Source organism: Streptomyces sp. NRRL B-24085, assembly GCF_001282115.1.
GTDB lineage: Bacteria > Actinomycetota > Actinomycetes > Streptomycetales > Streptomycetaceae > Streptomyces.
In genome coordinates, this window is the sequence record NZ_LJBR01000141.1 from 17,118 (window position 1) to 37,173 (window position 20,056).

Annotated in this window: 16 protein-coding genes; 3 read left to right on the forward strand and 13 right to left on the reverse strand. The window is 74.0% G+C overall.

Features of this window, described 5'->3' with window-relative positions; all coding sequences use genetic code 11:
• Nucleotides 1-92 precede the first annotated feature (92 nt).
• The 9 genes from AOJ26_RS17360 to paaA form a co-directional block, all read right to left on the reverse strand.
• Nucleotides 93-1,352, reverse strand: a complete 1,260-nt coding sequence (locus AOJ26_RS17360) for a kynureninase (RefSeq protein WP_053849212.1) — start codon at nucleotides 1,350-1,352, stop codon at nucleotides 93-95.
• Entirely contained in the window at nucleotides 1,349-2,197 is an 849-nt protein-coding gene (locus AOJ26_RS17365) for an alpha/beta hydrolase family protein (protein WP_053849213.1), read from the reverse strand. The genes AOJ26_RS17360 and AOJ26_RS17365 overlap by 4 nt, the downstream gene beginning before the upstream one ends.
• Nucleotides 2,187-3,035 (reverse strand): tryptophan 2,3-dioxygenase, encoded by an 849-nt coding sequence (locus tag AOJ26_RS17370; protein ID WP_053849214.1) that lies wholly within the window; start codon nucleotides 3,033-3,035, stop codon nucleotides 2,187-2,189. The genes AOJ26_RS17365 and AOJ26_RS17370 overlap by 11 nt, the downstream gene beginning before the upstream one ends.
• A 25-nt stretch (nucleotides 3,036-3,060) precedes the next feature.
• Entirely contained in the window at nucleotides 3,061-3,837 is a 777-nt protein-coding gene (locus AOJ26_RS17375) for an SDR family oxidoreductase (RefSeq protein WP_053849215.1), read from the reverse strand.
• Between the two features lie 125 nt (nucleotides 3,838-3,962).
• Entirely contained in the window at nucleotides 3,963-5,096 is a 1,134-nt protein-coding gene (locus AOJ26_RS17380) for a 2Fe-2S iron-sulfur cluster-binding protein (RefSeq protein WP_053849225.1), read from the reverse strand.
• Nucleotides 5,097-5,104: 8 nt separating this feature from the next.
• A complete protein-coding gene (gene paaD / locus AOJ26_RS17385) occupies nucleotides 5,105-5,611 on the reverse strand; it encodes a 1,2-phenylacetyl-CoA epoxidase subunit PaaD (protein ID WP_053849216.1) in 507 nt (168 codons plus the stop codon).
• Nucleotides 5,612-5,667: 56 nt separating this feature from the next.
• Nucleotides 5,668-6,459 (reverse strand): 1,2-phenylacetyl-CoA epoxidase subunit PaaC, encoded by a 792-nt coding sequence (gene paaC, locus AOJ26_RS17390; RefSeq protein WP_107092834.1) that lies wholly within the window; start codon nucleotides 6,457-6,459, stop codon nucleotides 5,668-5,670.
• Between the two features lie 10 nt (nucleotides 6,460-6,469).
• Entirely contained in the window at nucleotides 6,470-6,781 is a 312-nt protein-coding gene (paaB, locus tag AOJ26_RS17395; RefSeq protein ID WP_053849218.1) for a 1,2-phenylacetyl-CoA epoxidase subunit PaaB, read from the reverse strand.
• On the reverse strand, nucleotides 6,778-7,827 hold the full coding sequence (paaA, locus tag AOJ26_RS17400; RefSeq protein WP_053849219.1) for a 1,2-phenylacetyl-CoA epoxidase subunit PaaA: 1,050 nt from the start codon (nucleotides 7,825-7,827) through the stop codon (nucleotides 6,778-6,780). Before paaA ends, paaB begins: the two co-directional genes overlap by 4 nt.
• 420 nt (nucleotides 7,828-8,247) lie before the next feature.
• Here paaA and AOJ26_RS17405 point away from each other — a divergent pair, with 420 nt between their 5' ends.
• The 3 genes from AOJ26_RS17405 to AOJ26_RS17415 all read left to right on the forward strand — a co-directional run bounded on the left by AOJ26_RS17405 (nucleotide 8,248) and on the right by AOJ26_RS17415 (nucleotide 10,854).
• Nucleotides 8,248-8,496: an acyl carrier protein gene (locus AOJ26_RS17405; RefSeq protein WP_053849220.1), complete on the forward strand. Its 249-nt coding sequence runs from the start codon at nucleotides 8,248-8,250 to the stop codon at nucleotides 8,494-8,496.
• On the forward strand, nucleotides 8,496-9,980 hold the full coding sequence (locus AOJ26_RS17410) for a class I adenylate-forming enzyme family protein (protein WP_053849221.1): 1,485 nt from the start codon (nucleotides 8,496-8,498) through the stop codon (nucleotides 9,978-9,980). The genes AOJ26_RS17405 and AOJ26_RS17410 overlap by 1 nt, the downstream gene beginning before the upstream one ends.
• Nucleotides 9,981-10,197: 217 nt before the next feature.
• Nucleotides 10,198-10,854, forward strand: coding sequence for a hypothetical protein (locus AOJ26_RS17415; RefSeq protein WP_053849226.1), 657 nt, complete (start codon nucleotides 10,198-10,200; stop codon nucleotides 10,852-10,854).
• Nucleotides 10,855-10,902: 48 nt separating this feature from the next.
• On the opposite strand, the gene AOJ26_RS17420 is transcribed toward AOJ26_RS17415, so the two are convergent.
• The 4 genes from AOJ26_RS17420 to AOJ26_RS17435 all read right to left on the reverse strand — a co-directional run.
• Nucleotides 10,903-11,100 (reverse strand): antitoxin, encoded by a 198-nt coding sequence (locus AOJ26_RS17420; protein ID WP_053849222.1) that lies wholly within the window; start codon nucleotides 11,098-11,100, stop codon nucleotides 10,903-10,905.
• A gap of 67 nt (nucleotides 11,101-11,167) precedes the next feature.
• Complete coding sequence (ccrA, locus tag AOJ26_RS17425; protein ID WP_053849223.1) at nucleotides 11,168-12,397, reverse strand: crotonyl-CoA carboxylase/reductase; 1,230 nt, start codon at nucleotides 12,395-12,397, stop codon at nucleotides 11,168-11,170.
• A gap of 23 nt (nucleotides 12,398-12,420) precedes the next feature.
• Entirely contained in the window at nucleotides 12,421-16,305 is a 3,885-nt protein-coding gene (locus AOJ26_RS17430; RefSeq protein ID WP_179200207.1) for a type I polyketide synthase, read from the reverse strand.
• Nucleotides 16,298-20,056, reverse strand: a 3,759-nt coding sequence (locus AOJ26_RS17435; protein ID WP_159044306.1) for an SDR family NAD(P)-dependent oxidoreductase, incomplete at its 5' end; no start/stop codon positions are given. The genes AOJ26_RS17435 and AOJ26_RS17430, both read right to left, overlap by 8 nt.

Consider the following 20,056-nt stretch of genomic DNA (forward strand, 5'->3'; position numbering starts at 1 on the left):
ATGCTGCTGACCCGGGGGAACATGCCAGCGATATGGAGCGCGGACAGTCGATGCCACCCGGGACATGTCCGCGGCTCCGGTTTCGCCCCGCGTCAGGTCACCGATCCCGCGGGGGGCGGTGCCGGGTCGTAGGCGGACTCTTCCGTGAGGTCGCGCAGGCGCGTGGCGGCGGTGAGCATGTCCCGGTGAGTGGTGAAGAGGGCGTTGACGCCGAAGCGGAGCAGGTCGGGCGCGCGCATGTCGGCGATGACGCCGCGCTCGGCGAGGGCGGCGGTCAGACCGCGGGCGTGGGGGTGCCGGAGGGTGACCTGGCTGCCGCGACGGTCGGGGTCGGCCGGGGTGACGGGGGTGAAGCCCACGGGGGTGAGGAGTTCGTCCGCGCAGTGCAGGAAGAAGCCCGTCAGGGAGAGGCTCTTGGCGCGGAGCCGGTGCAGGTCGACGCCGTCGAAGGCGGTGAGGGCCGCTTCCAGGGCGAGCAAAGAGAGGATCGGCGGGGTGCCGATGCGGGCACGGGCGATGCCGGGGGCGGGCGTGTACGAGTCGGCCAACGCGAAGGGATCGGCGTGGCCGGTCCAGCCCGGCAACGGGGTTTCCAGCGTGGTGTGGTGGCGCCGGGCGACGTAGAGGAAGGCGGGAGCGCCGGGGCCGCCGGAGAGGAACTTGTAGCCGCAGCCGACCGCCAGGTCCACGCCCAGGCCGTCGACGTCCAGGGGCAGGGCGCCGGCGGCGTGGCACAGATCCCACAGCGCGAGGGCGCCGGCGTCGTGGGCGGCCCGGGTCAGTGCCCGCATGTCGTACAGCTCACCGGTGCGGTAGTCGACGGGCGAGTAGCTGACGACGGCGACCCGTTCGCCCTCGGCGGCGAGGAACTGCGGGAGCTCCGCCGGGCGTACGTGCCGTACCTCCAGGTCGCGGCGGCGGGCGACCGCGTCGGCGAGGTAGCGGTCGGTCGGGAAGTGTCCGGGGTCGGTGACCAGCAGCGGTCGGTCCGGGCGGAGCGCGGCGGCGGCGTCGAGTGCCGTGAAGAGCTGCACGCTGGTGGAGTCGCCCACGATCGTCTGCCCCGGCGCCGCCCCGATGAGCGTGCCGATGGCGTCGCCGACGCGCAGCGGTGCCTCCCACCAGCCGGCCGCGTTCCAGGAGCCGATGAGTCCGGTCGCCCACTGGTGCCGTACGACGTCGTCCAGGGCGGCCGGCACGGCGGCGGGCAGCGGGCCCAGGGAGTTGCCGTCTAGGTACACGACGTCCGGCGGGAGCAGGAAGCGTGACCGGAGGTCGGCCAGGGTGTCGTCGGCGTCGAGTTGCGCGGCCTGCTCGTGCAGGGTGGCGGTTGCGGAGAGTGCGGTGGTCATCGGTGTGCGGCCTCCTCGTGCGCGCGGCCGGCGTCCGCCGGGAAGTGGGCGGCCGCCATGTCCCGGAGGGTGTCGGCGACCGCGCGGGCGCCGGGTGCCCCGGGTTCGATGAGGGTGTAGTGACCGGTGCCGGGCAGGACGACCGTCCTGAGGTCCCGGTGCACGGCCGCGTAGTCGCTGAACTGCGTGAGAGGGACCTCCTCATCCGCGGCGCCGTGCAGAAGAACCGTGGGCACGCCGGTGGTTCCTGCGTCGCGCAGCAGGGTGAGGGGGTCTACCTCGGGCAGGCGCGATGCGAAGTGCTCCTCGCTGCCGAGGAGTTGCAGGGCGGCGTCGTTGCTGAGGCGGTCGCGGCGGGTGGCGGTGAGGTCGGTGATCGGGGCCAGGGCGAGCACGGCCGTCGGCAGGGCCCGGGTGTGCCAGCGGGAGTCGGGCGGCAGCAGGCCCCGGGCGGCGCACCACAGGGCCAGGTGGCCGCCCGAGCAGTGGCCTGCCAGGACGTAGGGACGCCCCTTGGGCAGCGTGTCGACGATGCGGGCGATGTCGTCGAAGGTCTCGGGATAGCCGCCCGCGCCGCCGGACCGTCTGAAGCCCGGGAGCAGGACGTCGAAGCCCTGCGTGTTGAGCCAGGCGGCGAACGGGGTCAGGTGCATCCGGTCGTAGCGCCAGTAGCCGCCGTGCAGGAGGATCACCAGCGGGGCGCTCGGGTCCTCGGACGGCCAGGCGTCGTAGGTCTGGTGGGGGTGGTCGCCGTAGCGGCCGTGCACCGGTGCCAGGACCGGCTTCAGGCTCAGGACCCGCTGTTCTTCCTCGGCCGCGAAGGCGGAGATCGTCCTAGATGTCACCGCGCACCTCCCACAGTTCGGGGAAGACCGGCCGGGCCGCGCGCTGTTCGAGCCAGGCGAGCCCGGCGGATCCGGCACTGCCCGGTTTGGCTCCCATGGCGCGGCGGACCACCAGGACGTGGTCGAACCGCCAGCGGGTGACGAGTTCGGCGATGTCGGTGAGGAGTTCGCCCAGCGCGAGGTGGGGGTGGTGCTGCGGTCCGGCGTAGACGTGCCTCCATGCCTCCACCACGCCGGGGTCGCTGTCGTAGGGGCGGGTCACGTCGCGTTCGCGGACGTGGGCCGGGACCGGCAGACCCTGGCGGTGGAGGTAGGCCAACACGTCGTCGTACAGGGACGGTTCACGGTAGGTCTCGGCGAGCGCCTCGTGGACGGCCGGGTCGCCGCGGTGGGCCCGCAGCAGTCCGGCGGACTTGTCGCCGAGGAGGAACTCCATGTGCCGGTACATCGCCGACTGGAAGCCCGAGGCCCGGCCGAACGCGGCTCTGAAGCCGTTGAACTGGGCGGGGGTCAGGGCGGCGATGGGCGCCCAGGCGCCGTTCAGAGCGGTCAGCGCACGGCGGCTGCGCACCAGCGCGTCCATGGCGGCGGGCAGGTCGTCCTTGGCGAAGGCGACCTTGGCGGTGCGCCACTCGTGCACGATCAGCGTGAACCACAGCTCCATCACCTGGGTGGTGACCAGGAAGCCCATCTCGTCCGGGGCCTCGGTGAGGGGGTGCTGCAACGTGTTGAGGACGGAGGCGTGCACATACGTGTCGTAGGGGCTGGCGCCCTCGAAGGGGCAGGTCAGGGCGTCGTCGGTCGCCGGGGCGTCGAGGGTGGTCGTGCGGTCGTTCATCACATCTCCCAGGAGTGCGTAGGGGTCACACACCGAGGTGGGCGCCGCCGGAGGCGTCGATCCACTGGCCGGTCACCCAGCGGGCGTCGTCGCTCGCGACGAAGGAGACGACGTCCGCGATGTCCACCGGGTCGCCGAGCCGGCCGAACGTGGAGGCCTCGGAGTAGCGGCGGCGGATCTCCGGGACGGCGAGGGTGGGGTTGATCTCCGTCTCGGTGTAGCCGGGTGCGACGGCGTTGACGGTGATGCCCCGGGGGCCGAGTTCCTGCGCCAGGGAGAGGGTGAGGTAGTCGAGGGCGGCCTTGGTCATGGTGTAGGAGACGATCGCCGGGAACGCGACGCGGGTCGCGACGGAGGAGATGTTGACGATCCTGCCGCCGTCGCGCAGGCGGTCCAGTCCGCGCTGGATGATGAAGAACGGCGCCTTGGTGTTGATGGCGAAGACGCGGTCGTAGTCGGCCTCCGTCACCTGGGCGATCGGGCGGGGGACGGTGATGCCCGCGTTGTTGACGAGGATGTCCAGGCCGGCCGGGGCGTCCTGCTGCGCCAGGGCGTCGTCGAAGGCGGACCACAGGGTGTCGGCGTCGCCGGGGACGCCGAGTTCGGCGTGGACGGGGAAGGCGCGGCCGCCGTCGGCCTCGATCTCCTTGACGGTCCGCTCGGCCGCCGTCAGGTCGTGGCCGTAGTGGACGGCGACGAGGGCGCCCTCGCGGGCGAGGCGGTGGCTGATGGCTCTGCCGATGCCCCGGCTGCCTCCGGTGACCAGGGCGGTCTTCCCCGTGTGGCGGGCGGTGGCGGTCATCGTGGGTCTCCTTCGCTGCGGGGTGGCGTGGTGGTGGCGATCCGCCGCCGGCATCGAACGGGGTCTCCGGTGCGCATCGGGCGGCGAAGTCGAGGGCGGTCGTCGTACGTGGTCTTGGATGTGCCTCAGGCGTCGAAGTCGAGGGTGATCTCGGGGGTGCGGGGCCGGGCGCGGCAGACGAGGGTGTAGCCGGCGGCGCGGTCGCGTTCGTCCAGGGCGTGCTGGCCGTCCGCCGTCACCTGCCCGGCCACGACCTTCGCGCGGCAACTGCCGCACACGCCCTCACGGCAGGCGTAGGGCACGTCGGGGTGGGTGCGCAGCAGTGCGTCGAGCAGGACCGGGTCGTCCGGCAGGACGGTGGCGGCGCGGCGGCGCCCGTCGAGCAGGGCGGTGACCCGATACTCGCCCGCCCTCGGTGCCTGGGTGATCGGCTCCGGCTCCCGTGGCTGCGTGCCGTCCACGGTGAACAACTCCCAGCGAACGAGGGAGGGTTCTGCTCCCAGGTCGGCCAGCACGTGCCGTGCGGTGGCGACGAGGCCGGGCGGTCCGCACAGGGCGAACGTGGTGTCCGGGCCCGGACGGGCGTCCACGGCCGCGAGCAGCCGGCGCACTCCGGACGCGTCCAGCCGCCGGGCGAGCGGACCGCCCCCGCTCCCCCGGTCCTCTCGCGTCAGCACGTACAGGACGGTGAAACGGTCGACGAACTCGTCCTTGATCTCCGCCAGTTCATCGGCGAGCACGGCGTCGGCGGAGGTGCGGACCGAGTGGACGAGGCTGACGCGGCAGGCCGGGTCCCGGCGCAGGGCGTGGGCTGCCATCGGGGCCAGCGGGGTGATGCCGGTGCCGCCCGCGAGGAGGACGTGGTGGGCGCCCGGCAGCCGAGGCAGGGCGAAGGTGCCGGTGGGCGCGGAGAGTTCGAGGCGCGTGCCCGGCGCGAGCCGGGTGGTGGCGTACTCGCCGAAGCCGCCGGGCCCGGAGCGTTTGATCACCAGGCGGAGCGCTGTGGGTGTGTGCGGTGGCGGGCAGATCGAGTAGCTGCGGCGCAGTTCGGCGCCGGAGGCCTGCCGGTGCCGGACGACGACGTGCCGGCCGGGGTGGTGGGCGAAGACGTCGCGCAGGCCGGTGGGTACGTGCAGGGTGACGGCGACCGTGTCGGCGCTCAGGTGACGGACCTCGGTGACGTCGAGTGGGTGCCAGCCGGTGCGGCGGGGCGGACCGGCCGGTGCCTCGTCGAGGAGGGCGGGCGGGGCGGTGTTCACGGTGTGCCTCACAGCGCGGTCAGGTGCGGGAAGGGCTCGCGGCACGCCGTGCACCACAGCACCGACTGGCAGCGGGCCGGTCCGAAGGTGCTGTGCGGCCGGGTGGCCCGTGAGCCGCAGTGCGGGCAGGGCACGGCACCCAGTGCGACGGGGACGGGGCGTGCGGGTGCCGGGGTCACGGGTGGGGCGATGCCGTGCGCGGCGAGGGCGCGCCGCCCCTCGGGGGTGATGCGGTCCGTCGTCCAGGGGGGTGTCAGGACGTGCCGGACGCGGCCGTCGGGGTGCCCGCAGGCGGTCAGGACCTCCCGCACGGCGGCGGTGATCTCGGGCAGCGCGGGGCAGCCCAGGTAGGTGGGCGTGATCTCCACCTCCAGCACCCCGTCGGTGCCGGGGGCGACGCGGCCCACCACACCGAGGTCGCCGAGGCCGATCACCGGCAGTTCCGGGTCCGGGAGCGCGGCCACCCGCTCGCGCACCTCCGCGACGGAGAGGCCGGCCGTGACCGACGCGGGCACGGGTGCGGGTGTCGGCGTGGGTACGGGCACGGCAGTGGGCGTGGGTGTGGGCGCGTTCACCAGGTGCCTCCGGGAAACTGCCGCCGTACGGACTGGAGTTCGGCGATCAGGGGGCCGAACTCCTCGGTGTGCAGGCCCGCGCGGCCGCCAGTGGCGGTCCAGGTGGGAGTGGGCACGGTGAGTCCCGCCTCGGTGACGACGTCGGTGACCTGTCCGAGCCACAGGTCACGCAGGGGTGCCGGGGAGGGCACGGTGCCGGACGCGGCCAGGCGGCGCAACACGTCGTCCTCCTCGAAGAGTTCGCCGGTGTAGGGCCACACCCTCTCCAGGGCGTGTCGCATGCGGCGCGCGCTCTCGGCGGTGCCGCGTCCCAGCGTCACCGTCCAGCGGTCGGCGTGCAGCCGGTGGAAGGCGACCTCCTTGGCGGCCCGGGCCCCGAACGCGGCGAGCTCGGGGTCGGCACAGTGCGCGAGGCTCTCGTAGTAGAGGACGGCGTAGTGGGTGTAGGCGAGCTGCCGGGCCACGGTCACGGCGAAGTCGCCGTTGGGCAGCTCGGTCAGCAGGGCGTTGGTGAACTCGCGTTCCGAGCGGGTGTAGGCGAGGTCGTCCTCGGTGCGGCCGGTTCCGTCGAGGCTGCCGGCGCGGGTGAGCAGGGCGCGGGCGTGGCCGATCAGGTCGAGGGCGATGTTGGACAGGGCCAGGTCCTCGTCGATGGTGGGCGCGCGGGTGATCCACTGGCACAGCCGCTGTCCGAGGACGAGGGCGTCGTCGCCCAGGCGCAGCAGATGCCGGGCCAGGTCGGGATCGGCGGCGGACGGCGGTCGGCCCGGCGCGGTGCCGGGGCGCAGCGCCGCGACGTCACTCGTGGTGCTCACCTTCGGGGCCTTTCTCGGTCAGCGGCGCGTAGTGCTCGGGGTAGCGGTACGGCTTGTGGCGGGCGCCCGCGAAGTACGGGTCACGCTCGTCCGGGGAGGCCGTGTGCACGGAGTCGGAGCGGACCACCCACAGCGACAGGGGATCGCCCCGACGCGTGTACAGGTCGCGGGCTGCGGCCAGGGCCGCGTCCGGGCCGGCGGCGCGCACCGACCCCACGTGCTGGTGGGCCAGGCCCCTGCGGGCCCGCAGGAACACCTCCCAGGACGCCGGCGCGCCCTCCCGTGCCGCGCTCATACGGCCGCTCCCCGTGGTTCGTCCGTCCTCGCGGCGTACGCGACCGCGGCCTCCCCGACCCAGGCGCCGTCCTCGTGCGCGGCCAGGCGGTTCGCGATGCGCTGCCGCGCCCAGTGCGTGTCGTCGCCCAGGGCCGTGCGGTAGGTGTCCCAGTCGACGGGCGTGAAGTCGTAGTGGCCGCGCTCCTCGTTCCAGCGGATCGCCGGATCGGGCAGCGTCAGGCCCAGGCGCTCGGCCTGCGGGACGCAGGTGTCGACGAAACGCTGACGCAGCTCGTCGTTGGTGTGGCGTTTGATCCCCCAGGCCATCGCGCGGCGGGAGACCGCGGCCCCCAGCGCGGCGGTCCGCGCGTCGGCGCCGCCCGCCTCGGTGTCCGGCGGCCCGAACATCAGGGCCACCGCCGGCAGCCACCAGCGGTTCACCGCGTCCTGCGCCATCTCCTTCTGCTCCGGCGTCCCCTCGCACAGCGCGCGCATCAGGTCGTAGCCCTGGCGCACATGGAAGGCCTCCTCCTGGCAGACGCGGCGCATCGCGCGCGCGTAGGGCCCGTAGGACGTACGGCACAGGGGTGCCTGGTTGATGACGGCGGCGCCGTCCGTCAGCCAGGCGATGGCACCGGTGTCCGCCCAGGTCAGCGCGGGGTGGTTGAAGGTGGCCGAGGCGCGCTGACGGCCGTGGTGCAGGGCGTCCAGCAGGTCGGCGCGGTCCACGCCGAGCGTCTCGGCGGCGGAGTACAGGTACAGGCCGTGCCCTGCCTCGTCCTGCACCTTGGCGAGCAGGACGGACTTGCGGTGCAGGGACGGGGCGCGGGTGAGCCAGGCGCCCTCGGGCTGCATGCCGATGATCTCGGAGTGGGCGTGCTGGGCGATCTGACGGATCAGCATGCGGCGGTAGCCGTCGGGCATCCAGTCACGCGGTTCGATCGTCTCACCGCCGGCGATGAGCGCGTCGAAGTGGGAGAGCAGGTCGTCCTCGGGCGTGGCGGTGGTGCCGTCCGCGGCGGCGGTGGCGGTGCCCTGCGCGGTAGCGGTGGTGGACGTGGTCACCGTGCACCGCCCGCGCGCCCGGCCGTACTCGCGCTGCCGCCCCGCTGCCGGACACCGCCCGGACGTCCGGCGACCGCCGCAGCGCCGACCTCCCCCCGGACACCGCCCGGACGTCCGATGACCGCCGGGGCGGCGCCGTACTGCGGGCACCGTCCCGGGGCCCGGACCCGTACCGGCTGCCTGGGCACGCGCATCACTCCTTCGGTTCGACGACCGCCCGCGCGGGGCGCCGGGCGGAGCGGGTTGCTTCGTTGCGGTAAGAGGCCGGGCATACGGCCCGGCTATCCCCGCCGGGTGGGGTTCGGGCGCGTGACAAAGCTCACGGGAGGGCCCGGGGAGTGCGGCCGGGCGCCGCGGCCTCTTGAGGAGGTGACAGTCGTAGACCGCGGCGGCCGGCACGCCGAGGCGAAAGGGGAAAGCATGAGCACCATCAGGGAGTTGCTGGTCGAACTCACCGGCACCGCCGAGTACGCCGACCGGATCGGCGACGACGCCGACCTGGCCGCCAGCGGCATCGACTCCGGGGACCTGGTGCGCCTGGTCCTGCTGGTCGAGCAGCGACTCGGCGTCGAGATCACCGCGGAGGACATGGAGGAGCTGCGCACGATCGGCGACTACGAGCGTTTCGTGGCCGAGCGCGCGGGGGCCGCCGCGAGCGGCGGTGCGTGATGTGGCTGACGCAACTGCTGGAGCGCAACCGCCAGTGCCGGCCCGGCCGAATCGCGCTGGTGGACGACGACCGCAGCGTCACCTGGGCCGAGTTGCACGACCGCACGCTCCAACTGGCTCGCGGTCTTGCGGAGTTGGGCATCGAGCGGGGTGACCGCGTGGCCGTGCTCTCCAAGGACCGGATCGAGGTCCTGGAGAGCTACTTCGCGCTCGCCCGGCTCGGCGCCCTGTTCGTGCCGCTCAACCACAGCCTGGCCGAGCCCGAGGTCGCCGGGATCGTCGAGCGGGTCGGCGCGGTGGCCGTCCTCGGTGAGTCCGAACTGCTGGACCGCCACGCCCGTCTGCCGAAGTCGGTGCGTCTGCGGGTGGCCTTCGACAAGCCCGCCTTCGCGGCGCTGGGCACCCTGGCCGAAGAGCGGGAGCTGCCGGACGTCGCCGACACCGACCCGATCGCCGTGCTGCACACCTCGGCGACCACCGGGCAGGCCAAGGGCGTGACGGTCGACAGCGCGTCGTTCCGCGCGATCGCCCTCGGCTGGCTGGTGATGGCCCGCCCCACCGACGACATCGTGATGGTGAACTGCTGCCCGCTGTACCACGGCAGCATGGTCGTGTCCCTCACCTATCTGGCGGCCGGCGCGACAGTCGTGCTGATGCCTGGGTTCACCCCGCAGCGGGCGCTGTCGGCGGTGGAGCGGCACCGTGCCACGCACATGTGGCTGGTGCCGCAGATGCTGCGTTTCATGCTCCAGGCGAAGGCGTCCGCGCACACCGACCTGTCCTCCCTGCGGGAGGTGCTGTACGGGGCCGCCCCCATGCCCCTGGACGTGTACGCCGACGCCGTCGAACGGCTCGGGTGCGGTTTCCGGCAGGTGTACGGCATGACGGAGGTGGGCGGCCCCTTCGTCACCCTCGGTCCCGACGAGCACCCCGCGCCGGGGGACGTCACCGCCCGCATCCCGTGCGGACGGGTCGTGCCGGGCATGTCCGCCCGTGCCGTCGACGAGGCCGGCCGGGAACTGCCCCCCGGCGAGATCGGCGAGATCGTGGTGCGCGGGCCGGGCGTCATGCAGGGCTACTGGAACGACCCGGAGGCCACGAGCGAGATCACCCGGGACGGCTGGATCAGGACGGGTGACCTCGGCTTCATGGACGACGAGGGCCGCATCAGCCTGGTGGACCGCACCAAGGACGTGATCATCCGTGCGGGGCAGAACGTCTACCCCTCGGAGATCGAGCGCGCCCTGATGACCCACCCGGCGGTCCGGGACGCGGCCGTCGTCGGCATGTCCGACGAGGACTACGGCGAGGTGCCGCTGGCCTACGTCGCCCTGGAGTCGGGCGCGGAGGCGGGCACCGCGGAGTTGCTCGCCCACGTCGCGGGGCTGCTCGCGCCGTACAAGCGGCCGCGCCGGGTGGAGTTCATCGAGCAGGTGCCACGCAATCCCGCCGGAAAGATCATCAAGAAACTGTTGCGGGTGTGAGCACGTGCGAGGGCGGACGGCGATGACCGAGCGCCCGACCCCGACCGGGCCGGCCACGACGCGGACGCCGTGGCCGGCCCGGGCTGGTGTGGGGCTCGGCTCGGCGGTTCAGGACGGCGAGGGGCCTGCGTGGTCGGGGCCGGCTGGAGAGGAGCCGGTGAGCCCCGGGAGACCTGTGCGGCCGGGCCGGGCCGGCGAGGAGCCGCAGCACCGTGGCATGCCGTTGCCAGGGCTGGGCGAGGACCTGACAGCTCTACGTCCGCGCCTTCTCGCCGCCGGGCTCGGGCTCGGTGTCGCGGCAGTCTCCGAACCGGGAGCGGAACCGGCCGGGCCCGCCGAGGCGACCGCCGCGGCGTCGATGCCCGAGCAGCGGCGGCTGGAGTTCCTCGCCGGCCGGCGGGCCGCCCGCAGGGCCCTGCGAACGGTGGGCCTGGACTGCGGTGAGATCCCCCGCTCGGGGCGCCTGCCGGTGTTCCCGCCGGGCCGGGCCGCGTCGATCTCGCACAGTGCGGGGATCGCCGTAGCCGTGGCGCGCGGGGCCGACGGGAGGCTGCCCCTCGGCTGTGACCTGGAGCTTCGGCCCCTCCCCCGCGCAGCGGCCCGTCTGGTGCTGCGTGCGGACGAGGAGCCGCTGCTCGCGGTCTGGTCGGTGACCGCGTTGTTCTCCGCCAAGGAAGCGGCGTGGAAGGCCCTCGCCGTGGCGGAGGGGAGCCTGCGAGACCTACGGGCCTCCGTTTGCGGGGACGAACTGCGTGTCTGCCTTCGCTCCGATCCCGCGCACGCCGTGCGGGTGCGGGTCGTGCACATCGGGGCGGCGATCGGGACGGCGGGAGTCTTCAGCTACGTGACCGGGCGGGACGCCCTCCGCGGCTGACAGGAAGCCGCCCGCCCCCGGTGTCCCGGGGACGGGCGGGGCGACGGATCAGCGCTCCGGCGTCGTGCCACCGTCCTGGTAGGAACGCCGCACCGCGTCGGCCGCCTTGTCGGTCTGGGCGTCGTACTTGTTGCCCGTACGCTCGTCGACCATGCGCTCGGCGCCCGAGACGCCCTTGTCCGCCTGGTCGGGGTGGCCCTTGGCCATCTCCTTGGCCTTGTTCATCATGTCGCCCAGCTTGCCCATGGGGGGTACCTCCAAGAGGTCGCGTGCGTCGTACCCCGCCGCAAGTACCCCTCACGGCGAGGGCGAATCACCCCAGGTCGCCCACCCGGGCGGCCATGTTGCCCGCCGGGTGCCGGTTGTCGTGGATGAGCTGGTGGGCGAGGCCGATCTCGTCGAAGTCGAAGGTGCGGGACAGACACGGGTCGATGATCCCCTGGTCGATCAGCCGGGTGACCTCACGTGCTTCCCGTGCCGTCGCGACGTGCGAGCCCTGAAGCCGCTTCTGGCGCATCCACAGGAAGCGCAGGTCGACGTCGCCGTTGTAGCCGGTGGTGCCGCCGCAGAGCACGACCATGCCGCCGTTGTCGCACAGGTACAGGGACGTGGGGACGGTGTCGGCGCCGGAGTGCTCCAGCACGATCCGCGGGCTGCGCCGCTCGCCCAGCACCTCCCAGAACGCCCGCCCGAAGGCCCGGGCCCCCGACAGCCAGCGGGCCGTCGCCACTTCGTCGGAGGTGTCCGGCAGCCGTCCCCAGTGGTCGAACCTCCGCCGGTCGATGAACCCCTCGGCGCCCAGCTTGAGGCAGAACTCGCCCCGCTCCTCGCTGGAGACGACCGCGACGGGGATGCCGCCGACGTGCCGGACGAGCTGGATGGCGATGCAGCCCAGTCCGCCGGCGCCGCCCCAGATCAGCACCGGGTCGCCGGGGCGCACCGTGTGCGGCGGCCAGCCGAAGAGCTGGCGGTAGGCGGTGGCGGCGGTCGCCATGTAGCAGGCGGCTTCCGTCCAGGACAGCCGGGCGGGCTTGGGGTGGCACATGTAGTCGTCGACGACGGCGAACTGGGCGAAGGAGCCGTAGTTCTCCTCGTAGCCCCACACCCGCTGGCTGCCGGACCAGGTGGGGTCGCCGCCGAGGCGGATGTCCTCGGCCTTCTCGTCCCAGCGGTTGGCGAGGACCACGACCTCGTCGCCGAGCCTCACCCCGCGTACGTCCTCGCCGACCGCCCACACGATCCCGGACAGGTCGGAGCCGCCGATGTGGAAGTCCTCGGTGGCGCCCGCCTTCTGCCGGGCGGCGATCACGTCGAGCGGCGAACCGAGGGCCGCCCAGACGTTGTTGTAGTTGATGCCGGCCGCCATCACCTTCACCAGGACCTGCCCGCGCCCCACGGGCGGGACGTCGACCACTTCGGTGCGGAAGGCGTCGACGGGCTGTCCGTAGCGCTCACGGCGGATGAGCGAGGCGTACATCTTCTTCGGGGCGGTGCCGATCTCGGGGGCGTCACCGAGTTCGTAGAGGTCCTGGGTCGCTTGCACGCTGGTTCTCCTCGTCGCGGGTTTCACGGGGAAGGGGGTGTGCAGGCGCGGTCGTCGAGGCCGCGCAGTGCCTTCGCGACCGCTTCGCCGATACGGGCGATGGGTTCGGGTTCGGTCATCTCGTAGTGGCCGCAGGGCACGCGGTGGTCGTGGAGGGTTCCGTCGACGTGGGGCCGCCAGCTGTCGGCCTTGCCGGGCAGCACCGCCAGGTCCGTCGGGTGTTCGGTGTGCTGCTCCTCGGCGGCGCTGAAGAACAGCACGTCACCGCGGTAGGTGCCCGGGGTGAACTGGGGCGCGATGCGCAGGTTGTTGCGCATGACGGCCGCGATGGCGGCGGCCTCCTCGCGGGTTACGGGGACGCTCGCCGGGTCGGCGGCGACGCGGGCCTCGATCCGGTCCAGGACGGTCTCCACGGGGGCACCGTCGACGTCGAGTCCGGCCACCCTGGACAGCAGGGCCGCGACCTGGCGTTCCACGGCGTCGGCGTCGTGGGCGGTGCCGTGCGGCTGGGGCGCGTCGAGCATGGCGAGGAGTTCGACCTGTTCGCCGTCGCGTTGCAGGGCGCAGGCCATGGCGTGGGCGACGAATCCGCCGTAGGACCAGCCCAGCAGCCGGTACGGGCCGCGGGGTTGCACCTGGCGCACCAGGTCGAGGTAGTGGGCGACCATCGCGGCGGCGTCCGGGGCGGGCGGCCGGGTGCCGTCGAGGCCGGCGGCCTGGATTCCGTAGACGGGCTGGTCGCCGCCGAGGTGGGGCAGCAGGCCCGTGTAGCGCCAGGCGACGCCCGCGCCCGGGTGGACGCAGAACAGGGGGGTGGCCGTGCCCTCGGCGCGCAGCGGCAGCAGCGGGGCGAGCGCGGAGGAGGTGACCTCCGACCTGTCCTCGGGCTGTCCGGCCGCGGCGAGGACTCCGGCCACGGTGGGCGCGGCCAGCAGGGTCGCCGCCGGGACGTCGAGGACACCGGTCTGGCGCATCCGGCCGGCCAGCAGTACGGCGCGCATCGAGTCGCCGCCGAGGTCGAAGAAGTTGTCGTGCACGCCGATGCCGCCGATGCCGAGGGTCTCCTCCCAGAGCCGGGTGACCTCCCGTTCGCGGTCGTCGCGGGGCGGTACGTGCTCGGTCGTCAGCCGGGGCCGGGGAGCGAGTCCGGGGTCGGCCGCTGTCGTGGTGTCGTCGGTGGTGGCGGGCTCGGTGCGGGCGCCGGGCGCGTCGATCCAGTGGCGGTGGCGCTCGAAGGCGTACGGCGGCAGCGGCACCCGTCGGGGTGCGCCCGGCACCGGGGGCAGGGCGCTGTCGACGCCCGCGCTCCACAGCCGTCCCAGCGCTTCGGCGAGGACGAACCCGTCGGACGCCTCGGCCTTCGCGTGGCGCATGGTGGTCACCGTCACCGGTGACCGGTCGGCGAGACGGCCGGTGGCGAGCTTGGTCAGGGTGTCGCCGGGTCCGATCTCCACGAGGACGGGGTGCAGCCGGTCCCACAGGGCGGTGATGCCGTCGGCGAACCGCACGGTGTCGCGGGTGTGCGCGAGCCAGTGCCGCACGGAGGTGGCCTGGGCGTCGGTGACCCAGGTGCCGGTGACGTTGGTGACGTACGGGATGCGCGGCGGGCGCAGGGTGACCTGGCGCAGGTGGGTCTCGTAGGCCGGCAGGACCGGGTCCAGGACGTGCGAGTGGGCCGCGACGGGGATGCGCAGGCGGCGGAACGGGATGCCGCGGCGGGTGAGTTCGGCCTCGAAGCGGGCGACGGCGTCGAGATGCCCGGCGACGGTGCAGGCGCTGGGGCCGTTGACGGCGGCGAGGGACAGGTCGGCGTCGAGCAAGGGCCGGATCTGTTCGGCCGGGGCGGCGACGCCGACGGTGGCTCCGCCGGCGGCGCTGATGAGCCGGATGCGTTCGGTGACCAGGGGCAGCATGTCGGCGAGGTCGATGACGCCGGCCAGGCAGGCGGCCGTGTACTCGCCGAGCGAGTGGCCGATCAGCGCGTCGGGGCGCACGCCCGCCTCCATGAGCGTGCGGGCCAGGGCGTACTCGGTGACGACCAGCCCGAGGAAGGCGGAGGTGTCGTCGGGCCGTTGCTCCTCGAAGAGGGCGGTGCGCAGGTCGGCGCCGAGGACGGGCCGCAGGATGCGGGCGCACTCGTCGACGGTGTCGCGGTAGACGGCCTGGTCGCGGTACAGCTCCTTGCCCATGCCCGGGTACTGGGTGCCGCCGCCGGGCAGCAGGAACGCCACGCGGGCCGGGTCGTCGGCGAGCGGTGGGGTGGCCGGGGTCGCCGAGCGCAGCGCGTCCAGGGCCTCCTCGCGGGTGGCCGCCGTGACGGTGAGCCGATGGCGCAATGCGGGCCGGTCGGTGCGCAGGGAGTGGGCCACGTCGTCCAGGCGCAGCTCGGGCCGGCGTTCGAGGTGCCGGGCGAGTGCCGTGGCCTGGCCGCGCAGGGCGCCGGCGGTGCGCGCCGACAGTGGCAGCACCAGACGGTGGCCGTCATGGGGCGGGCGGGGCTGGGCGGCAAGGGTGCGGGGGGCTTCCTCCAGGATGACGTGGGCGTTGGTGCCGCCGATGCCGAAGGCGCTGACGGCCGCCCGGCGGGGGTGGTCGCCCTCGGGCCACTCCTCCAGCGCGGTGGGCACCCGGAAGGGGCTCGCGTCGAAGTCGATGAGCGGGTTGGGGCGCTCGAAGTGCAGGTTCGGCGGGATCTGCCGGTGTTCCAGGGCCAGCACCGCCTTGATGAGTCCGGCGATGCCGGCGGCGGCTCCGAGGTGGCCGATGTTGGTCTTGACCGAGCCGAGCGCGCAGAACCCGGTGCGGTCCGTGCTGTGCCGGAAGGCCTCGGTCAGGGCGGACACCTCGATGGGGTCGCCGAGTTTGGTGGCGGTGCCGTGCGCTTCGATCAGGCCGATGGTGGCGGCGTCGACCTCGGCCTGGGCCTGCGCGGCGAGGATGACCTCGGTCTGTCCGGCGGCGCTGGGCGCGCTGAACCCGACCTTGCGCCGGCCGTCGTTGTTGACGGCGCTGCCGCGGATGACGGCGCGGATGCGGTCGCCGTCGGCGAGGGCGTCCTCGAGCCGCTTGAGCACGACGGCTCCCACCCCGTCGCCGGATGAGGTGCCGGCGGCGCCCGCGGCGAAGGCACGGCAGTGCCCGTCGGGTGAGAAGGGGCCGTCGGGTACGTGCCGGTAGCCCAGTACGGCGGAGGGGTTGAGGGAGACGGCGGCGGCGAGCGCGGTGTCGCAGCGGTGGTCGAGCAGGTCCTGGCAGGCGGTGTGCACGGCGACCAGCGCGGTGGAGCAGGCGGTCTGCAGGGAGACGCTGGGGCCGGTGAGGCCCAGTTCGTAGGAGACGCGGGTGGCGAGGGTGCCGAGGGAGTTGGCGGTGGCGGCGTGGACGAGCGCCACCGAGCCGGGCTGTCCGGCGTAGCGGGGGTGGACGTGGGCGGGGTAGTAGCGGCTGTCGCCCGCCCCCGCGTACACGCCGAACGCCTCCCCCGCGCGGTCGCCGCCGAGGCAGCCGGCGTCCTCCAGGGCGTGGTAGGCCGTCTCCAGCAGCAGCCGCTGCTGGGGGTCGACGACGGCGGCCTCGGCGGGGCTGTAGCCGAAGAAGCCGGAGTCGAAGCGGTCGATGCCCTCGACGACGGACGCCATGCGGATCAGTTCCGGGTCGTCGAGGTCGCGCGGGTCGCCGCCGGCGGCGAGGAACTCCTCGTCGGTGACGGGCCGTACGGACTCCCGGCCGGCCGCGAGGTTGTCCCAGAAGGCGTCGAGGTCGTCGGCGCCGGGGAAGCGGCCCGCCATGCCGATGACGGCGACGGCGGGCAGGTCGTCGTCGTGGGGTGCGGTGGTGTCGTGCACGGCCTGTGCCTCGTCCTCTCCCGGTTCGGTGATGTACGGGGTGTCGTCGGTCCGCTCAGGCATGACCGCGGTCCCTGCCCTGGCGGGCGGTGCGGCGGGCGCGGGCCGCGCGCTGCCGGCGGGCCTGTTCCCGGGCGCGGTCCAGGCCGTCGCCGGTCTCCGGCCGGGCGCCCTCCTCGGCGCCGGCCACGGGGTTCGTACCGGTGGCCGACAGGTAGCGGGCCAGGTCGCGGACGGTGGGGTGTGCGAACAGGTCGACGACCGACAGTTCGCTGCCGAAGGCGCGGTTGACGGCGCTCTGGGCGGTGACCAGGAGCAGGGAGTTGCCGCCCAGGTCGAAGAAGTTGTCGTCCAGGCCCACTTGGTCGCGGTCCAGGACCTCGCGCCACACCTGGGCCAGCCGGGTCTCCAGGCGCCGCAGGTCCTCTTCCGCCTCGGGCCCACGCGGGTCGGCGCTCGTGCCCGCGGAGCGCAGCGTCCACGCGTCGTCGGACAGGCCGGCCGCCTGTGCGCTGCCTGCCGCGGCCCGGTACAGGGCGCCCAGGTCGGTGCCGTCCGCCAGGCCGACGCGGGCGGCCAGGCGCCGGGTCTGGCGTGCGGGTGCCACGACGTGGCTGCGCACCCAGGGGGCGGTGCGGTCGGCGCCGATCAGCAGGTGCGGTGTGTCCAGGGTGCGGGCGAAGTCGAACGAGCGCAGTGCGGCGGGCGGGTCGAGCAGCCGGTAGCCCCGGGCCTCGGTGAGGGCGGTGAGGCCGTAGCCGCGGCTCATGCCGCGCTCGCGCCACATGCTCCAGGCCAGCGACTGCGCGGGCAGGCCGAGGCTGCGGCGGTACTCGGCGAGGGTGTCGAGGCAGGCGTTGGCGGCGGCGTAGGCGGCGTTCATGGCGCCGCCGAAGAAGCCGTTGACCGAGGAGAAGGTGACGAAGGAGACGTGCGGGTGGTCCGCGGTGAGCCGGTGCAGCGTCCACGCGCCGCGCACCTTCGCGTCCAGCGCCCGGCGCCAGGTGGTGACGTCCAGGCCGCCGACGGGGCGTTCGACGAGCGTCCCGGCCAGGTGCAGCACTGACGTCAGGGGCACGCCCCAGGCTTCGGCGGCGGCCTCGACGGCGGCCCGCACCTGGTCCTCGTCGGTGACGTCGGCGCGGGTGTAGCGGACCTCTCCGCGTTCGCGCAGCGCCGGCAGGGCGTCGGCTTCCTCCTCCCGGGTGCGTCCGATGATGAGCAGCCGGGTGCCGGGGGTGCGCAGCAGGTGGGCGGCGATCTCCGTGCCGACCCCGCCGAGGCCCCCCGTGAGCAGGGTGAAGCCGTCGTGCGCGGGCGACTCGGCGCGGGCGGGGGTCTCGGGCAGGGGGGCGAGGCGGCGTACGTAGCGGTGTCCGTCGCGGTAGGCGATGTCCACGCCGTCGTCGGTGTACGTCGTTTCGGCCACCAGGACGGGGAGCGGGTCCGTGGCGTCGTCGGCGGGCAGGTCGAGGTGCCGGGCCCGCAGCGCGGCGGACTCCTCGGCCAGCGACTTCAGCAGGGCCGCGGCCATGCCGTGCGCCGGTGCGGGCCGGTCGCCGGGGCGCACGGCCTGGGCACCCGCCGAGACGTACACCAGATCCACGGGTCGCTGCGGGGCGGGCCGGTCGGCGAGGGCCCGGGCGAACGCCAGCAGCCGCTCCACGCCGGTCGTGTCGTCCGGTGCCACCGGCGGCTCGCCCGTGCCGCGGAGCCCGTCGAGGTCCAGGACGGCGTCGACGGGTCGCTCGTCGTCCACCAACCGGCCCAGCATCGCGGCGTAGTCGGCGGTCTCCAGGGACCGTACCCGGTAGTGGGCGGCGTCCAGCCGCTCGTACGCGGCTGCCTCCTCGACCACCGTGCACCGGCCGCCCGCCGAGCGCAGCGCGTCGGCGAGCCGCTCGGCAAGCGCCCCGGCCTTCGGGTCGCCGCCCGCCAGGACGAGGGTGTGCCGGCCCGGCGTCGTGGCGGGGGCGTGCGGGCGTTCCGTCCGCTGCCACACCGGGCGCAGGAACCAGTCGGGGACGGTGGCCGCCGTGCCCAGCAGCACCTGGGTGCGCCGCACTTCGTCGTCGAAGTCGCCCGCCTCGAAGCTCTTGCGAAGCTTGGTGCGCTGGATCTTGCCGATCTCCGTCTTGGGGACGGCGTCCCGCGCCACCGGGATGAGGAAGGCCGGGCTGACGCCGATCTCCCGGGTGACCTTTCCGGCGATCTCGCGCAGGGCACGGGCCGGGTCGGCGTCGGCCTCGGGGGTGAGGTGCAGGAACAGGGCGAGTTCGTCGGTGGGCGAGGCGGGGTCGGTTCGCACCGCGACCGCGGCGGTGAAACTCCGCTCCGCGTACGGGAGTTCCTCCACGCAGGCTTCGATTTCGTGGCTGTAGTGGTTGACGCCGTTGACGATGATGACGTCCTTGGCGCGGCCGGTGATGTAGAGCTCGCCGTCGCGCAGGAACGCCAGGTCGCCGGTGTCGAACCAGCCGTCGTCGGTGAACGCCTCCGCGTTGGCGGCCGGGTTGTCGTGGTAGCCGCCGGTCACCGAGGTGCCGCGGACCTGGAAGCGGCCCGCCTCGCCCTCGGGCAGGACGGTGCCGTGTTCGTCGACGACCCGCATGGCGAAGCCGGGGTAGGGGCGGCCGCAGCTCACGAACACGCCCTCGTCGGGGACCGGTCGGGCGGGCAGGACGGCGTCGGTGACCACGGAGCAGGTCTCGGACATGCCCCAGCCCGGGTGCATCACGTCCTGGGGCAGGCCGAAGGGCTTCAGCGCGTGCAGGAAGCCGCGGGCCGCCGAGGCGACGACGACCTCGCCGGCGTTCATCACCAGCCGCATCGGCGACAGGTCCCAGTTCCGGCCGGTGAAGCGGTGGGCCTGTTCGGCCAGGAGCCCGAAGGCGAAGTTGGGCGCCCAGGTGACGGTGACCCGGTGCCGGTCGGCGAGGTCCATCCAGCGCAGCGGGTCTTGGAGGATCCAGGGGGTGGGGGCGTGGATCTGGCGGCAGCCCAGGTACACGTCGCGCAGGTGGAACATGACCACACCGGTGACGTGGTCGAGGGGGATCCAGTTCAGGGAGACGTCGTCGGCGCCGAGGCCGTTGAGCTGCTCGGTGGCGGCCGAGCGGGTCAGTACGTTGCGGTGGGTGAGGCGTACCGCCTTGGGCAGACCGGTGCTGCCGGACGTCATCAGCATCAGCATCAGGTCGTCGGGCCGGGCGGGGTGCCAGTCGTGGTCCTCGGGCGCTTCGCGCAGCGCGTCGGCCGTGGTGATGCGGGGTCCGGGCCAGTCCTGCCGGGCGGCGACCGCGCGCAGTCCGGCCTCGCGTTCGGCGGAGCTGACGATCCAGGGCCGGCCGAGCATCCGCCAGATGCCCTCCAGTTTGGTCAGCGCCGCGGAGGGGGTGTCGTAGGAGGCGGGGACGGTCAGCGGGACGGCGACGAAGCCGCCGAGGACGCAGCCCCACAGCACGGCGAGGAAGTCCTCGGTGACGTCGCACTGGAGGATGACCTGGTCGCCCGGGCGCAGGCCCGCCCGGCGCAGACCGGCGAGAACGCGGGATGCCTCGGGGATCAGGGAGGCGTAGGTGCGCCGGTGCTCGCTGCCGTCGGCGTGAACGTGGACGATGTCGCCCCGCTCCCGGGCGGCCGCGCGGCGCAGGGCCTCGGCCCAGCTCGACACGGACGGTTCGGTGAGCGCGGGGCCCTCGCTGACGGCCGGGACGGTGCGGGCCTGCTCGGGGCGCGTGGTGGGGGCGGCTTCGGCGGGGCGGCCGGGCAGGCCGGTGTGGCGGCGGTCGAGTTCCTCGGGGATGTTCTCCAC

Bases quoted from the DNA above. Each gene is read 5' to 3' on its own strand.
- AOJ26_RS17360 (WP_053849212.1), bottom strand. From the start codon at position 1,352: ATGACCACCGCACTCTCCGCAACCGCCACCCTGCACGAGCAGGCCGCG.
- AOJ26_RS17370 (WP_053849214.1), bottom strand. From the start codon at position 3,035: ATGAACGACCGCACGACCACCCTCGACGCCCCGGCGACCGACGACGCC.
- AOJ26_RS17375 (WP_053849215.1), bottom strand. From the start codon at position 3,837: ATGACCGCCACCGCCCGCCACACGGGGAAGACCGCCCTGGTCACCGGA.
- paaB (WP_053849218.1), bottom strand. From the start codon at position 6,781: ATGAGCGCGGCACGGGAGGGCGCGCCGGCGTCCTGGGAGGTGTTCCTG.
- AOJ26_RS17405 (WP_053849220.1), top strand. From the start codon at position 8,248: ATGAGCACCATCAGGGAGTTGCTGGTCGAACTCACCGGCACCGCCGAG.
- AOJ26_RS17410 (WP_053849221.1), top strand. From the start codon at position 8,496: ATGTGGCTGACGCAACTGCTGGAGCGCAACCGCCAGTGCCGGCCCGGC.
- AOJ26_RS17415 (WP_053849226.1), top strand. From the start codon at position 10,198: ATGCCGTTGCCAGGGCTGGGCGAGGACCTGACAGCTCTACGTCCGCGC.
- AOJ26_RS17420 (WP_053849222.1), bottom strand. From the start codon at position 11,100: ATGGGCAAGCTGGGCGACATGATGAACAAGGCCAAGGAGATGGCCAAG.
- AOJ26_RS17430 (WP_179200207.1), bottom strand. From the start codon at position 16,305: ATGCCTGAGCGGACCGACGACACCCCGTACATCACCGAACCGGGAGAG.